The 16,250-nt window shown below is 72.9% G+C and carries 8 protein-coding genes, 1 tRNA gene and 1 rRNA gene (1 of these 10 cut by a window edge); all 10 read right to left on the reverse strand.

The annotated features are described in order from the left end of the window. Positions 1-37: transfer RNA gene (locus AC3AOF_RS11445), tRNA-Ile, on the reverse strand (it extends 40 nt beyond the left edge of the window). 155 nt (positions 38-192) lie between these two features. Beyond that, positions 193-1,676 (reverse strand): 16S ribosomal RNA (locus AC3AOF_RS11450). Positions 1,677-2,070: 394 nt separating this feature from the next. Further along, positions 2,071-3,393, reverse strand: a complete 1,323-nt coding sequence (locus AC3AOF_RS11455) for a response regulator (RefSeq protein WP_236990512.1) — start codon at positions 3,391-3,393, stop codon at positions 2,071-2,073. 37 nt (positions 3,394-3,430) lie between these two features. Then, positions 3,431-4,339 (reverse strand): cellulose biosynthesis protein BcsN, encoded by a 909-nt coding sequence (gene bcsN, locus AC3AOF_RS11460; RefSeq protein ID WP_236990513.1) that lies wholly within the window; start codon positions 4,337-4,339, stop codon positions 3,431-3,433. Then, positions 4,336-6,150, reverse strand: a complete 1,815-nt coding sequence (locus AC3AOF_RS11465; protein WP_488348581.1) for a hypothetical protein — start codon at positions 6,148-6,150, stop codon at positions 4,336-4,338. Before AC3AOF_RS11465 ends, bcsN begins: the two co-directional genes overlap by 4 nt. Further along, positions 6,135-7,163 carry a family 8 glycosyl hydrolase gene (locus AC3AOF_RS11470; protein ID WP_488348980.1) on the reverse strand — a complete coding sequence of 343 codons (1,029 nt, stop codon included), beginning with the start codon at positions 7,161-7,163 and terminating at the stop codon, positions 6,135-6,137. The genes AC3AOF_RS11465 and AC3AOF_RS11470 overlap by 16 nt, the downstream gene beginning before the upstream one ends. Before the next feature lie 26 nt (positions 7,164-7,189). After that, positions 7,190-9,388, reverse strand: coding sequence for a cellulose biosynthesis cyclic di-GMP-binding regulatory protein BcsB (locus AC3AOF_RS11475; RefSeq protein ID WP_488348582.1), 2,199 nt, complete (start codon positions 9,386-9,388; stop codon positions 7,190-7,192). A gap of 13 nt (positions 9,389-9,401) precedes the next feature. Then, on the reverse strand, positions 9,402-12,263 hold the full coding sequence (gene bcsA / locus AC3AOF_RS11480) for a UDP-forming cellulose synthase catalytic subunit (protein WP_488348583.1): 2,862 nt from the start codon (positions 12,261-12,263) through the stop codon (positions 9,402-9,404). Between the two features lies 1 nt (position 12,264). Next, the gene (bcsS, locus tag AC3AOF_RS11485) at positions 12,265-13,020 is read right to left on the reverse strand and encodes a cellulose biosynthesis protein BcsS (RefSeq protein WP_488348584.1); all 756 of its coding nucleotides are present in this window, start codon (positions 13,018-13,020) and stop codon (positions 12,265-12,267) included. Positions 13,021-13,532: 512 nt separating this feature from the next. Next, on the reverse strand, positions 13,533-16,250 hold the full coding sequence (locus AC3AOF_RS11490; protein WP_488348585.1) for a PAS domain-containing protein: 2,718 nt from the start codon (positions 16,248-16,250) through the stop codon (positions 13,533-13,535).

A 16,250-nucleotide genomic window follows, 5' to 3' on the forward strand; every position in this document is an offset into this window, starting at 1 on the left:
ATCAGGGGTGCGCTCTAACCACCTGAGCTACAGGCCCGTCGCTTGGCTTACCGCCCAGCGTGTCCGGATGATGAGAAAGAGAAACGAAGACGGCGCGTCCCGCCAATTGGGTCCTGACTGGACCCTTGATCCAACGACGCCGTACGAGGAGAGGACCGGTCACCCGATCGTCCTAACAAACAGCATCCTTAGAAAGGAGGTGATCCAGCCGCAGGTTCCCCTACGGCTACCTTGTTACGACTTCACCCCAGTCGCTGACCCTACCGTGGTCGCCTGCCTCCTTGCGGTTGGCGCAGCGCCGTCGGGTAAGACCAACTCCCATGGTGTGACGGGCGGTGTGTACAAGGCCCGGGAACGTATTCACCGTGGCGTGCTGATCCACGATTACTAGCGATTCCGCCTTCATGCACCCGAGTTGCAGAGTGCAATCCGAACTGAGACGGCTTTTGGGGATTCGCTCCAGGTCGCCCCTTCGCTGCCCATTGTCACCGCCATTGTAGCACGTGTGTAGCCCATCCCGTAAGGGCCATGAGGACTTGACGTCATCCACACCTTCCTCGCGGCTTATCACCGGCAGTCTCCCCAGAGTGCCCAACCTAATGATGGCAACTAGGGACGTGGGTTGCGCTCGTTGCGGGACTTAACCCAACATCTCACGACACGAGCTGACGACAGCCATGCAGCACCTGTGTGCACGCCTCCGAAGAGGACACCCGATCTCTCGGGTTCGCATGCCATGTCAAGGGATGGTAAGGTTCTGCGCGTTGCGTCGAATTAAACCACATGCTCCACCGCTTGTGCGGGCCCCCGTCAATTCCTTTGAGTTTTAATCTTGCGACCGTACTCCCCAGGCGGAATGCTTAATGCGTTAGCGGCGCCACTGACCTGCATGCAGACCAACGGCTAGCATTCATCGTTTACAGCGTGGACTACCAGGGTATCTAATCCTGTTTGCTCCCCACGCTTTCGCGCCTCAGCGTCAGAACCGGACCAGACAGCCGCCTTCGCCACTGGTGTTCTTGCGAATATCTACGAATTTCACCTCTACACTCGCAGTTCCGCTGTCCTCTTCCGGTCTCAAGCCAACCAGTATCGAAGGCCATTCCGTGGTTGAGCCACGGGCTTTCACCCTCGACTAAATCAGCCGCCTACGCGCCCTTTACGCCCAGTGATTCCGAGCAACGCTAGCCCCCTTCGTATTACCGCGGCTGCTGGCACGAAGTTAGCCGGGGCTTATTCCTCCGGTACCGTCATTATCGTCCCGGAGAAAAGAGCTTTACAACCCTAAGGCCGTCATCACTCACGCGGCATGGCTGGATCAGGGTTGCCCCCATTGTCCAATATTCCCCACTGCTGCCTCCCGTAGGAGTCTGGGCCGTGTCTCAGTCCCAGTGTGGCTGATCATCCTCTCAGACCAGCTACTGATCGTCGCCTTGGTGAGCCATAACCTCACCAACTAGCTAATCAGACGCGGGCCGATCCTTCGGCAGTCAAGCCTTTCCCCAAAAGGGCGTATCCGGTATTAGCTCAAGTTTCCCTGAGTTATTCCGAACCGAAGGGCACGTTCCCACGCGTTACTCACCCGTCTGCCGCTGACCCCGAAGGGCCCGCTCGACTTGCATGTGTTAAGCCTGCCGCCAGCGTTCGCTCTGAGCCAGGATCAAACTCTCAAGTTGAAGAGCTGATCAAAGCTGATCACAATAGTAACGGAGGCTCACGACCGATCGGCGTTTCCGCCTGATCGTGTGAGCACCGAAACGTTAAGACCAGCATCATCCTACTCGTGATCCCACCCGAAGGCAGGATCCGCAGGGACGACGCCGTCCACGCTTCTCTTTCTCGTATGCACTTGTCAAAGAGCGACCCGATCGAAACCGGGGTATCATCGGCAACAACGGGACCAGCGCCTGACCAAGGTCAGGCTCGCCGGCCCGGACTGTCTCGAAGATGGCTCAGCGGCCGGTCCGCGGGAGCGGCCGGCGCCGATGGGTGGTCGTATAGGCCCCGGATTTTCCCCCGTCAACCCGTTTGTGAAGCTCTCGCGACAGAAATCCCCCTCCCCTGCTGAATTCAGGCGGCCGCGCAATGGCTGCGGGCCAGGGCGACGGCCCGGCGGGCCTCGGTCACGGCGTCGGGCAGGCCGGTCCCGGCCGTGATGGCGGTTTCGAGCGCGCGGCAGGCGGCGGCCAGGTCGTCGAAGCCGAGGCTTCCGGCCATCGCCACGATGACGTGGGCCTCGTGCGCCAGGACGGCGAGGTCGGCCTGCGGCGCGAAGGCCGTGGCGAGCTGGCCCATCAGCCGGTCGCGCAGGCGGCGCAGTTCCGCCTCGCCGATCAGCCGCGTGAGTTCGGCGGTCTTGCGGGCGTCGAGCACCGGCGGGCGGGCGGGCTCGGACGGGCGGCGGGGTGTATCGCTGAGGGGGCCGGCGGTCGCCGCGCGGCTGCCGGCCTCGGTCAGGCGCACGCTTACCCCGCTGCCGGAGGCCAGGCAGGCAAGCGCCCCCGCCTCGGTGAGGGTCAGCACCGCAGCCATCAGGGCAGCAGGCGACAGACCGGTCTCGTAGGCCAGCCCTCCTTCCCCACCCGCCAGCGGCAGGTCGCGTGCGGAGGCGTGGAGCAGGGCCAGGAGATGGCCGGCGGGGTCGGCCGGCGCTTCTGCGGGGGTAAGCCCGGCGCGACGGGCGGAAAAGCCGGTGCAGGCCTCCGCCACCGCGGCCCAGGAGGCCGGCTCAGCCACCCGGAAGGTCACGTCGCAGGCCCCCGTCAGGCGCCCGGTGAGGTCGACGCTCGGCACCGGACGGGTCGATGTCCCGGCCCGGGCGGCGCGCAAGCCCGGGAGCCCGGCCTCGCCGCTCAGGAGGATCAGGTCGGCATCGGTCGCGCGGGTCACCGGCACGAAGGCCTGGGCGAAGGCTGCGGCCTCGGCGGGGCCGGGCGCCGGGCAGATCAGGGCGCGGGGCCGGCCAGTCAAACCGAAGCGGCGCCACACCGCATCGGCACCGGTCTCGGGGAGAGGCGCCTCCTCCGGGCGGGTCAGCCGGTCGAGGGCGGCGTAGAGCGCCTCCGGGTCGAGGGGCTTGACCAGGATGGCGTCGAACCGGGCATCGGCGCCGCGCCGGGAGGCCAGGCCGTGCCGGTCGGCGGTCACGCCGATCAGCCGCACCTTGTCCTCCGGGCGGGAAACCTCGCGCATCAGCCGCGCCAGGGCGTAACCGTCCATTTCCGGCAGGTGGTAGTCGATCATCACCACGTCGTGGCGGCGCTCGCTCAGGAGCCGCAGGCCGAGGAAACCGTCCGAGGCCACGTCGACGCTGTCGCCCCGGCGCTCGCACAGGGCGCGGACCAGGTCCTGGAAGCCGGGATCGTCCTCGACCACGAGAAGGCGCAGGCTCATCGGGTACTCCGCTCGGGCACAATCAGGGCAGGGTCGATCACGGGCGCGGGGCCGGGCCGCGCGTGGCTTCGGGCGGCAGGATCGCGGCGCCGGGGGGCAGGCTCGCGAGGGCCGGGGACGGGGTCTCGACCGCCCCCGCGAGGACGCCGCGCATTGCGGCGGTCCCCAAGCCGATCGCGGCCGAGCCGCCCTCGGCCGCGTCGCCGAGATACCGCATCCCGGACGGTGCGGGCTCGGGGGCCGGCGCGTCGGCGACCGGTGCCGGGCGGGCTCGGTGGACGGCTTCCTTGTGCGGGCGTGCCGGGCGGCGCGCGGCGCGGGCCGGCACCGCCACGGGCTCCCCGGAAAAGCGCGGCACCAGGCGAAGCTCGGTGACGGCGGCAGCCATCGCCTCGAAGGTCACGCCGTCCCGGCACAGGCGCAGGCGCAAGGACAGGGGCGCCGGCGCGCCGCCGGCGAGAACCGGCGCCTCCGCGATCCACTGCCAGGCATAGAGGCAGCGGGCCGCGCCGTTGCGGCCGATGGCGAGGCCGTAGGGGCCGTAGGCGTTGGCCGAGGGGCGGGTGACGACCTGCATCGCCAGGCCGGGGAACGCGCTGGTCAGTTCGGCGCGGATGCCGGCCTCGGTCGGTTTGCCGCCGAGGACGGCGTCGAGCGCGCCCTCCTTGGGAGACGAGACCAGCACCAGGTCGTCGCGCCCGCCCCGATGCGAGGGGGCGCTGAAGGCGATCGCCTGCTCGAACCCGCCGGCGCCGTCGCGCTCGCGCAGCGCCACGGGCCGCCCGATCCAGGCCGGCAGGACGACGACCGGGGTGGCCCGGCGCTGGACCGAGGCGGCCGGAAAGGCGGTGTCGAGGCTGGAAAAACGCGGCGCGGCGGCGCGCTCCTGCGCGGTGCAGGCTCCCAGGGCGACAGTGACGGCGGCGAGGGCGAGCGGGCGGATCACGGCAGGGGCTTCCGGTTGCGGGGAAGGAGGGCTCCGGTGGTGGCGACGTCGCGCAGGACGGGCGGATCGGCCGGGACCGCCTGCATCGCCGACCACAGGCTGCCGAGGGGGGCGGGACGCTCGGCCGCGCTCGGGATGCTGGGGCCGGTCTCGCCGGTCCAGGCCGGCAGGAGCGAGAAGCCGTAGCGCTCGTAGGGCATCGGCCCGACGCCCGGGACGCGCCGCGCAGTGGTCGGCAGGCGGCCGGCGGGACGGGACGGCGCGACGGCGACGGCGGAGAACGGGCTGCCGGTGGGGGCGGCGCGCAGCTCGTTCTCGGGCGCTACCGCGACCGGGAAATCGCTGCGGCGCACGACCGGGGCGGACGGCGCCTCAAGGGTGTCGGGCTGGGGCACGCGGCCGCGCGGCTCGGGCCTCTCGGCGCGGGGCGCGAGGTCGAGATAGGCGCTGCGCGGCGCCGTCTCCGCCGGGCGCGGCGCAGGCGCGTCGCAGGGGGAGGGCCGGTCGGAGCGGGGCGAGAAGAGGAGGCCGACGACCCGCGGAAACAGCCCGTCGTAGCGGTTGACGAGGTCGACGAAGGCGCGCTGCTGGCCCGCCCGCTGAAGCGCCAGGGCGTAGCCGTAGACGGTCGCTTCCTTCGGGTACCACGCCACGGCGCGGCGGAACCAGGCCAGGGCCGCGTCGAACTGGCAGGTGTTATAGGCGTACCAGGCGAGCGCCTGCGCGCCCTCGCCCGAGGCGGTGGCGGCGGTGACTTCGGCGTAGCGGCGCAGGCGCTCGGGCTCGATCGCCGGGGGGGTCGCCCGGGTCAGGTCGCGCTCCAGGATGTCGATGAACAGGAGCGCGTTGTTCACCAGCGGCTCGCGCCAGGCATAGGCCACGTCCTCCGCCTCCCGGCGCAGGCCGAGGCGCAGCAGGGTATGGGCGAGGCCGTGCGCCACCATCGCGTCGCCGCCCCGGGCGATGGCGCGCTTGAACCAGGACAGGGCCTCGGCCAAGTCGCTGCGCTTGAAGGCGTACCAGGCCACCAAAGCCGGCTGGTCGGGATCGGGCGCCGCCTCGGCATAGGCCTGGAAGGCGGCGAGATCGGCAGGGTTCACGGCTTGGCCGGCCTCGTCGTGCAACACCGCCGAGAGACGGGCACGGATCAGGTCGATGCGGATCGGCGCGAGGTCGTCGGCGGGGATTTTGGCGCCGAGCCGGTCGATCTCGGCCATCGGCAGCAGCGGCAGCGCCCGCAGCAGGCCGGCCCGGCGCTCGTCGGCGCCCGCACCGGGAGCGGAGAGCGCCCGGGTAAACAATGCGATCGCCTCCGGCACCCGGTCGGCGCGGGCGAGCGCTTCGGCCGCGCTCCAGACCACCTCCGCCTCGCCCGATTCGATCTCCGGGCGCCGCCGGTCGGCGAGGCCCGCGAGGTCGCTCCAGCGCCCGGCCTTGACGAGCGCCCGCACCTCGTCGCGCAAAAGGCGGCGGGCGATGGCGCCGACGAGCGCTCCGGAGGGCGTCCAGCCCGGCTCGGTGCGGGCGCGCTCGGTGAGCGCCTTCTTCAGGGCATCGAGGCGGCCGTCCTTGAGGAGGTCCCAGAAGGCCTCCTCGTCCTCGGCGCCCGGCTCGGCGGTCCAGAGGTCGGCAGGCGGCGTCCAGCCCGGGAAGCGGCGCGACAGGCGAGCCGTTTCGGCGGCGACCCGCTCGGGCTGGCGTTGGGACGCGTAATAGCGGAGTGCCGTCTCGTCGGGCCGGGACTCGGCGGCGGTGGCGGGCGTCGCCCCGGCGACACCGAGGGCGAGGGCGAGGATCAGCGCGGGGCGCATGCGGGATACCTCGTCTTGAGGGCGGCCAGCGCCAGGAGCTGCAGGGTCGCCGGGTAGTAATGCTCGGTCTCGGCCCGCACCCGGGTCAGCGAGGGCGGGAACGGCGTGCCGCGGGCGGCGCAGGCGGCGAGCGCCGGCACGGCGCCGTAGCCGGCCTCGGAGAGGCGGGCGGTGACCTTGCCGCTTCCCGTGTCGACGAGGGGGAGGTTGCCGGCATCCGGCCGCGGCCAGAGGGCGAGGAAGGGCGCGTAGAGCTCGGCATCCGTCGCGCCCGCCATGGCGAGGTAGAGCGGGATGCGCAGAGCGTTGTAGGCGAAGTCGGGCGCGAAGCCGTCGGCGGGCCTCGGCGCGGCTTCCGCCAGGGAGACCCACTCGCTCGGCAGGCGGGCGGGCCCGAACCGGGCGGCCCGGAGCAGCCGGCGGCCGCTGCGGTCGAGCCCAGCCCAGTCGAATTCAGGCGCCAGGAGCGGCATCCGGTCGAAGGCCGGGAAGATCCAGTAGGACAGGTTGACCACCGGGCCGTCGGGACGGTCCTCGGCGGAGAACCCGGCCACGCCGGGCAGGAGCAGCGGCCCGTGGGCGGCCCGCGGCAGGATCAGCTTGCGGCCGAGCTCGACCGCGATGCGCCGGCCGGCGACCCGGTGCGAGGGATCGTTCCAGAGCGTCACCGCCTCGGCGAGCGCCCAGGCGACCAGGAGGTCGCCGTCGGCGGCGTCGTTCATGTCGGCGACGGCCGGGCGCCGGTCGGGCTCCCAGCGCCAGGCGAGGAGCTGGTCGTCGCGCACCATCAGGTTGGCGCGGGTCCAGGTCCAGATCCGCTCGAAGGTGGCGCGGTCGCCCGCGAGAGCGGCGAGCAGCATGCCGTAGCCCTGGCCCTCGCTGTGGCTGATGCCGCCGTTGCCGGTATCGACCACCCGGCCGGCTTCGGTGACGAAGTGGGCCTTGTAGGCGCGCCAGCCGTCATGGTCGGCGAGCGGCGGGGCCTGGGCCGCGGCGCCGGTGCAGAGGGCCATGAGCGCGAGGAGGATCGCGACGGTCCTCATGACGTCTTCCTGCCGAGGTTGCGCACCAGCTGGTGGGTCGAGGCGGCCAGCAGCCCGGCGCAGGCGAGCGCCATCAGGGCGTAGACCTCGCGGTTGAGGGAGAGCCAGCCGGCGGCGATGCGGCGCAGGTTGCCGAACGAGGCCGGGGCGGTGGCGACGTAGCGGGGGCTCCCGGGACCCTGCACCGCGACCGCGCCGTCCGGCGCCAGCAGGGCGACGCCGCCGCGGGGCCGGCTCCAGACCAGGGGCTGGACGAGGCAGGCGGTCGCCTCGCTCAAGGCGGCCGGGCTCGGGGCGGTGACGAGGGTCAGCACGTCGTCCGGCGCCGGCCCGGTCACCCCTTGGGCGAGGACGAGGGCGGCCTCGGGCAGACCGAGCGCCGCGGTCGCCGTCGCGCGGCAGCCCGGGATGCCGCCGCGGCGCAGGAGTTGGCGGCGCACGATCGGGCTCGCCTCCGGCGCGGGATTCGGGGCTCCATCGTCCCGTCGCATCCATGCGTCGCGCAGGACCTGCGGGTCGAGGCCGGCGGCCGTCAGGAGCGGCGCGTCGAGGCTGCGCAGGGCCGCCACCATCACGGTCGGCCCGACCACGCCGCTGCGCCCGGCCGCGAAGGCGAAGGGGATCGGCCGGCCCGCCGCCACGCCGAGGCGCGTCGCCAGGGTGGCGGCGGCCGCCATGGTGTCGCGGTCGGGGGCGGGCACGGACAAGGTCGGGGCGCGGCCCTCGCTTCCCGCCCGGTACGGGAAGCCGGCCGCTGCCGTGGCCGCAAGCTCCGGCTGGCGGGCGATCCGGGCGAGGTCGGGGATGGTGAGCCGGGTGCTGGCGCGCAAGGTCAGGCGGGGGCCGCCCGGGCCGGCGCAGGCGCGGTCGTCGGCCCGGGGCAGTTCGGCCAGCAGGGTGATCCGGTTGGACCCCGGGCGCAGCAGGCGCAGGGGCAGGAAGACCCGGCGCCGGTGCAACGTCTCGCCGCCGGCCTTGCCGAGGGGGACGCTGCCCGCCGCCTCGCCGTTAATCGCCACGCTGACCTGCGCGCCGGGCGCGAGGCCGGCCGGATAGGTGGCGTCGAGGTCGAGGGCGATCTTGGCGTAGTCGGCGGCCAGCAGATCGTGCGGCAGGGCGAGATCGAGGGTGAGCTGGGCGGTCCGCCCGCCGACCACCACGTCATCGAGGCCGAGATCGGCGAGCGCCAGGCTCTCGCCCCCGGTGATCGGCCGGCCGTTCGCGTGGCGTAAGGCGTCGAGGCCCTGCGGCGTGCCCCGTGGCGGTGCCGCGGCGAGTTCGCCGAGTTGGGCCAGGGCCGCCGTCACGTCGGCCTCGCCGGGTCCGGTGACGACGACGACCGGGCGACGATCGGGCCGGCCCGGCAGGAGCGCGAGGCGCGGACCGGTGACGGGGCCGAGGGAGGCGATGTCGAGGCTGCGGGCGAGCTCGGCCGCAGGCGCCACCGCCAGGGCGATTCCGTCGCCGGATTCGGGCGCCGGCGCGAAGGAGACGGCGGGCTGGGTGAACCGGCCGGCCAGCGCCAGGGCCTGGGCCCCGGCGAGGAGGCCTTCCACCCGGCGCTCCGACAGGCGCTCGCCGGTCTGGATCAGGCGGATCGGCACGGCGCCGTCCGGCCCCGGCCGGGTGGCGGCGAGATCGGCGAGGTCGCCGATGCCGTCCCCCGACGCCACGAGGCCCGTCGTGTCGGGGTCGATCTGGGTCCACAGCTCGTAGGTCGCCGGCACCGAGCAATCGACGCGGTGGCGCTGGTCGACCGCGATCGTCACGGCGTTGAAGCCGGCGCGCAGGGCGCCGGGCGGGATCGTCATGGTCTCGAGCCGCAGGCCCCGGACGCCGTCGATCGCGGTGTGGCCGATCTCGGCACCGTTGAGGACGACGCGCAGGGTCGAGGCCTCGGGAAGGACGGAGATCGCCGAGAGGTAGCCGAGCTGGAACCGCCCGCCCGCCCGCGCCTCCGCGGCGGTGACGAAGAGCGGCCAGGTGACGGTGCCGGTCTCGCCCCAGAGCCGCAAAGGGCCTGCGACGGCGGGGAGGCGGCGCAGGGCCGGGCCCTTCGGGGCGGGGGCTGCCGGAACCGGCGGAACCGTGCCCGGCAGCACCATGGTGGGCGTCGGGCCGAAGCCCGAGAAGGTCTGGGCCGAGGCGGGCGTGCCGCACAGGACGGCGACGGTGGCGACGAGGAGGCGGCGCATCCGAACGATCTCCTCAGGCAGCGCTGCGGGAGGCCGCGTCGCGCGGGGCCGCGAGGATGTCGCGGAGACCGGCAGTCGTGGCGAGGTCGAGGGGATTCATGCGGCGCGGCGGCGCGATCGGGACCGGGGCGGCTCCGGTGCCGGCGAGCGCCCGGATGCTCTCGGCCCATTCCGTCGGGTCGAGCGCGCCGGGAGCCGAGGCCTCGCCGGAGGCGGGCGCGGCGGCGAGGAGGTCGCAGATCGCCATCCGCCAGACCGCCTCGTCGACCGGAGCCGCGGATACGGGGGCGACCGGGGGATTGACCGGCGCCTCGACCCGGACCGGCACCGGAGCGGGAGTCGGCGCGCGCAGGACGACCATGGGGGGCTCCGAGGACACGTCCGAGGTCGTTTCGACGGGAGCGTCCGGAAGTGCTTCCAGGGCGGCCTTCAGGAGGGCCTTCGAGGGGACTTCCACCGGAGGCGCGGCGGCGACCGGCACGGGCAAGGCGGCGGCGGGGCCAGGCATCGCGGGGGCAGGCATGGCGGGGGCAGGCATGGCGGGAGTCTGGGCGACGCTCGGCCGCTCGCGGGCGATCTCGTCGGCGAGGATCACCTGCGGGGCCGGCTCGGCGGCGGGCCGAAGCGGCAGCGCGGCGGCCTCCGGAATCCCGGCCAGGATCCCGGGCAAGATCCCAGGCAGGATCCCGGGCAGGTTGTCGATCGCGAGAGCCGTCGTCTCCGGCGCGGGCGCCGGCAGGACCGAGCGTCGCGACCTGCCGACATAGGACAGGGCCCGCGCCGGCTCGGCGATGCCCCAGGCGAGGAAGCGCAAGCTGCCGGTGACGAGGTCGCGGTGGCGCCGGCGGCTCGCGAGAAAGGCGCGCAGGGCGCCGGCATCGCCGTACATCAGCCCCGCCACGGTGTGGTACTGCGCAGGCGCGAGGGGCGCGAAGGCGACGACCCGCAGGTCCGGCGCCAGTGCAGCCCGGAGGGTGAAGCGCAAGGCCGGTCCCGCCGCGGCGTGCAGGAGGCCGCCCTCCGCCATCGCCGGCCAGGGCGCGCCGTCGGTCCGGCGCAGGGTCGCGGCCTCGGCGCTCATCCGCTCGATCGTCACGGGAATCCGAACGGATCCTTGCCCATCCCCGATCGCCGCCAGGGCCGGCCGGCCGACCGGCAGGCTCGGGACGCGCTCGTCCTGGCGCCGCTCGGCGACGACGCCGAGGCCGACGCCGGCGATCACCAGGTTGAACCCGCACCACAGCCCGACGACCAGCATCAGGCCGGTGACGCCGGGCTCGTAGAGGTAGCGCCACGCCGCCATGCCGCAGCCGGCCGCGAGGGCTGCGAAGATCGCGAAGAACGGCCAGGCCAGGGCGGAGAGGTGGTCGCGGTCGAGGCCGGCGCCCTTGGCGGTGACCGAGAAGCTCGGGCGCCGGGGCGACAGGATCACCGAGGCGATCGAGCGGACGAGGAACACGCCCTGGACGTACTCGTAGAGTTCCGAGACGAACGGCCAGCGCACGTGGCCGTACAGGTAGTTCTGAATCATCAGGTTGGCGACGATGTAGGTCGCCGTATAGGCCAGGGCCTCGTCCACCGACGAGACGAAGATCTTGACGTCGAAGAAGATGTGCAGGAGCGGCGCGAGCATGAAGATCAGCCGCGGCAGCGGGAAGAACCAGAACGTCATGCTCGACAGGTAGGCGAGCTTCTGGATCGGACGCAAACCCCGCTTGGTCAGCGGGTTCTTGAGCATCAGGATCTGGATCATGCCCTGGCACCAGCGGCCGCGCTGGACGATGAAATCGGCCAGGCTCTCGGGCTGGAGTCCGGCGATCAGCGGCTGGCCGACATAAGCGCTGGTCCAGCCCTTGCCGTGCAGGTCGAGGGCGGTCTCGCAATCCTCCGTGATGGTGATGCCGGAGAAGCCCCCGACGGCGTCGAGGGCGCGACGGCGCAGGAGCGCCGCCGAGCCGCAGAAGAACGAGCCGTTCCACTTGTCGAGCCCGGTCTGGGTCACGCCGTAGAACATCTCGTTCTCGGACGGCATGCGGGCGAAGGTGCGCAAGTTGCGCTCGATCGGGTCGGGATTGAGGAAGACGTGCGGGGTCTGGACCAGAAAGAGATTCGGGTCCTGCGCGAACAGCCCGACCGTCTCGGCGAGGAACGAGCGGAACGGTGCGTGGTCGGCGTCCAGCACCAGCACGATCTCGGCGCGCGAGGCGGAGAGCCCGTTGTTGAGGTTGCCGGCCTTGGCGTGCTCGTTGCGCGCGCGCGTCAGGTAGCGGGCGCCGAGTTCACGGCAGAGCGCCTGCAGCTCGGCCCGCCGGTCCTGGGCGGCCTTGGCCTTGGCGGGGTCCGGATCGGCGCATTTCTGGTCGGTGCCGCCGTCGTCGAGGAGCCAGATCGTGAGCTTGCCGGCCGGATAATCGAGGTTGAGCGCCGCCGCGAGGGTCACGGCCAGCAGTTCGGTCGGCTCGTTGTAGCTCGGGATCAGCACGTCGACGGCGGGCAGGTCCGCGGCGGGCGGCAGCGCGACGGGGGCGCGCACCAGGGGATCGGCATTGACCACCAGGCTGACCGCCAGGATCAGCACGCAGTAGAGCTCGGCGGCGAGCAGCAGCAGGCCGAAACCGAGGCCGACGGGATCGTCGAGGGACGGCAGCGTGCCGGTGAGGCGCCAGTAGACGTAGCGGATCACCACCAGGCTGCCGAGCGCCAGGAAGGCGAGGCGGGGCAGGCCGCGCCGCGGCGCCAGCAGCCACAGGGCGGCCATGCCGGCGCACGATGCGGCGCAAAGCCAGGTCTGCGCCTCCGGGCCGACCGGCTGGACGAGGAACCCGATTGTGAGGAGGGCCGAGAGCCCCCAGGCGATCCAGCGCAAGGCGGCCATCTCAAAAACCCGCCCGCATGTCGACCGTGGTGTAGAGGCCGCCCTTGCGGGTCTGGTCGTGCAGGTAGCCGGCGGCGACGCCGAACTGGAGCGCGCCGAACTGGAACCCGCTCCAATGGGCGCCGATCCGCCATTGCCGGTAGTAATCGTCGCCCAGCAGCGCGACCTCGGGCCCGAGGAACCCGCCCATCACCGCGACGCCGCCGCGCAGGCGGCCGTAATAGGCGTTGAAGGTGCTGGAATAGGTGCCGGTGGCGTGCACCATCGTGCCGGGGGTCGGCCGGGCATAGAGGTCGAGGGCGGCCTTGAGGCCGCCGGCGTTGCGCACGCTCGCCTCGAGCCCCGGCACCTCGTTGCGGCGCACGTTGAGGCCGACGAAGGCCGACAACACCGCCTCCGGCCAGACCCAGCCGTAGCCGAGCATCGCCGCGACCTCCGCCTGCTGGCCGAGCCCGGTTCCGGCCCGGTACGAGCCGATCGTCGTGTCCGCCCGCAGGCGCAGGCCGCTGGCGAGGAGAGTGCCGGACGGCGCCGCGGTCGCGGTGGCACCGGCGAATTGCGAGCCTTGAGAACTCACGGTCGCCGAGGTGTCGACAGAGACGATCCAGGCCTCCTGCGGGCTCGCCGGCTCGGTGCCGGTATACCAGTCGGCCGCGAACGCCGGCCGGCCGGACACCGCCAGGACGAGACAGCATCCGGAGAGGACGCGCGGAAACGGGCCGCGCCGGTGAACGACGCGGGCGAGATTGCGGTGCATGTCGATACGCTACCTGACCCAGCAACACGGGCAGGATCGGGCCCGCATCCTTAAGCGGACCTTGCCGGAACGGGCGGCATCCCGTGCGATTAAGTCTTACGTCCTTCAGGACGATTTTCGCTGGAACAGACTTGCCGGAGGGCCCGTCAAGCCCGCCGGCGACCCGTGTCCACAAGCGCGCCGGGATAGGCGGGTCCGGGGGCGGATGCGGCTTCCGCCGGCATGCCGCCCCACCGGAGAAGTCGCGGGATCCCCTCTCCCGAGTGGGAGAGGGGTAGGGGTGAGGGTGGAGACGGTGCCGCGGGCAGGCTGAACCGCTCCGCTGCCAGCACGACGCTCGGCGCTCTATTGCTGAAACGTGTCACCCTCACCCCCGGCCCCTCTCCCACACGGGAGAGGGGAGAGCGCTCGACTTGGGCAAGTTCGCATCGTGTGAAGGGGAGTCGGTCGGGGCCGGGTCGAATGCTTGCGGCCCGGGAATCTGCGCCGGATACCCCCACCCATCCCCCGCCTTAAGCCGTCCGGCCGAGGCTGGCCGGTGCAGGGGGAGCCTCCTCCAGCCCGGCGATCAGGCGACGGGTCTCGAAGGCCGCCGCGGTGCACCGGGCCCGAGCCCGAGCGAGCGTCATCGGGAAGGCGGAGGGATCGCGCGCGACCTCGTCCTCGGTGCAGGCCTCGAGTTCGGCGCAGGCCCGGGACAGGGCGGCGAAGCCGAGCATGCCCGCCGCCGAGACGAGGCCGTGGGCCTCGAAGCGCAGCCGCCCCCGGCCGGCGGCTTCCGTCCCCTCCCCGGCGAGCGCCCCGGTGACCTGCTCGGCGAGGTGGCCCAGCAGGCGGCGCACCGCCTCCGGCGGCAGGAAGGCGCACACGCCGTCATAGAGCGCCTGGTCGAGCAGGGCCGGCTCGTCCTCGGCGGGCGGCGCGCGATCGAGCCAGCGGGCGAGGAGCGCGGTGAGCTCGGCCGGCGCGAAGGGCTTGCCGAGATGGTCGTCCATCCCGGCCGCGCGAAACGACTGGACCTGGTCGGGCAGGACGTTGGCGGTCATGGCGATCACCGGCACCCGCCCGGCCTGACCGGGCAGGCAGCGGATCAGCCGGGTCGCCATGGTGCCGTCGAGGCCCGGCATCTGCACGTCCATCAGCACGAGGTCGTAGGCCCCGGCCTCGACCGCCCGCACCGCCTGGAACCCGTCGGTGGCGACGTCGACGCTGTGGCCGGCCTTGCGCAGCATCAGGCAGGCCAGTTCCCGGTTCACCTCGATATCCTCGACGAGGAGGATGCGGCCGGGGCGGCTCGGCTGGGCGGCGGCGCGCGCCTCCGGCGGCGCCTGGTCCTCGGCGCGGGGCAGGGTCAGGGTGAACCAGAAGGTGGCGCCGCGGCCGGCCTGCGAGATCACCCCGATCTCGCCGCCCATCGCCTCGACGAGGCGGCGGCTGATGGCGAGCCCGAGGCCGGTGCCGCCATAATCGCGGCGGATCGAGCTGTCGACCTGCGAGAAGCGCTCGAACAGCCGGCTCTGCTTGTCGGCCGGGATGCCGATGCCGGTATCGGCGACGGAGAAGCGGATCCGCTCGCCGGCCCGGCCGCTGCCCTCGTGGCGCAAGGACAGGGCGACGCTGCCGCGGGGGGTGAACTTCACCGCGTTGTTGAGGAGGTTGAGGAGGATCTGGCGCAGGCGCGCCTCGTCGCCGACGAGGCGGCGCGGCAGGCTCGCATCGATGGCGCTCGTCACGTCGAGCGTCTTCTCGGCCGCCGCTGCCCCGACCACGCCGAGGCAGCCCTCCGCCAGGGCCTCGATCGCGAAGGGCTCGCCGCGCAAGGCGACCGCCCCGGCCTCGACGGAGGAGAAATCGAGGATGTCGTTGACGAGCGTGAGCAGCCCCCCGGCCGAGGCGCGGGCAAGCCCCGCATAGCGCCGCAGCTCCGGCTCCAGGCCGTCGGCCTGCGCCAGCAGGCCGGTGAAGCCGATGACCGCGTTCAACGGCGTGCGGATCTCGTGGCTCATCGCCGAGAGGAAATCGGTCTTGGCGGCGTTCGCCCGCTCGGCGGCGGCCTTCGCGGCCTCGGCGGCCGCCTTGGCGGCGACGAGCCCGGCCTCGGCATCCTTGCGGGCCGAGATGTCGAGGTTGAGGCCGGTCACCCGCAGGGCCCGGCCGTCCCGGTCGTGGCAGAGCCGGCCGATCGCCTGGATCCAGCGCTGGCCGCCATCGGGCAGCCGGACCCGGAACGCGACGTCGAAGGTGCCGCCGCCGACGATCGCCCCGCGGAGCGCCGCGAGCGCCGGCTTGCGGTCTCCCGGCGTGAGCCGCCGCAGCCAGGCGCCGAGCGCGATCACCGCCGGGCGGTCGCCGGGCAGGCCGTGCAGCCGCGCGCTCTCCGGCGCCAGCGTCACCTCGCGGGTGACGAGGTCGAGGTCGAACAAGCCCGCCCCCGCGGCCTCCTGGGCGAGGCGCAGGAGGTCGCCGGTCTCCTCCAGCGCCTTGCGGGCGGCCAGGATCTCGTCGATGTCGAGGGCCGAGCCGAGCCAGCCGAGGAGCGCATCGTCCTTGCGCAGGGGCTGGAACGAGAGCTGGTGCCAGCGATAGGCGCCGTCGCGGTCGCGCAGGCGCCCCTGTGCCTCGCCGCTGCCGCCCTCGGCCGGAACCCCCTGGAGGGCCGCCTCGATCCGCGGCCGGTCGTCCGGGTGGTAGCGCTCCTGCCGCGCAGCCCGCCCCTGGCCGATCGCGCCGAAATAGCGCTCGAAGGCCGGGTTGGCATAGACCGTCTCGCCGGTATCGGTGCGCTCCATCCAGACGAGCTGGGGCAGCGTATCGGCGAGCGCCCGGTAATGCGCCCGGCTCGCGCGGAGCGAGGCTTCCGCCTCGTGGCGCGCGGCCGCGTCGCGGATCGACGCGATGTAGGGCGGTCCTTGCGCCGACAGCCGGGTCTCGACCCAGATCCAGCGCCCGTCGGCATGGGACAGGCGGTGTACCAGGGCGCCGCCGCCGGCGAGCAGGGCCGCCACACCGGCCCGGTCTTCGGGATGGACCAGTTCCGCCAGGGCGAGGCCCGCGAGCGTCTCGGGCGCGCGGCCCGTCAGCGCCCGGCTCGCCGGGGAGGCGGAGACGAGCCGGCCCGCGCCGTCGATCTCGGCGACGAGGTCCGGGCACCCGGCGAGCCGCCGCCCCGCCGCCCCGCACCCGAACAACCGCGCCAGGGCGGAGCGCCAGCCGGACCGCGCCCCGCTCAC

Source organism: Methylobacterium sp. 142-1Y (assembly GCF_057747795.1).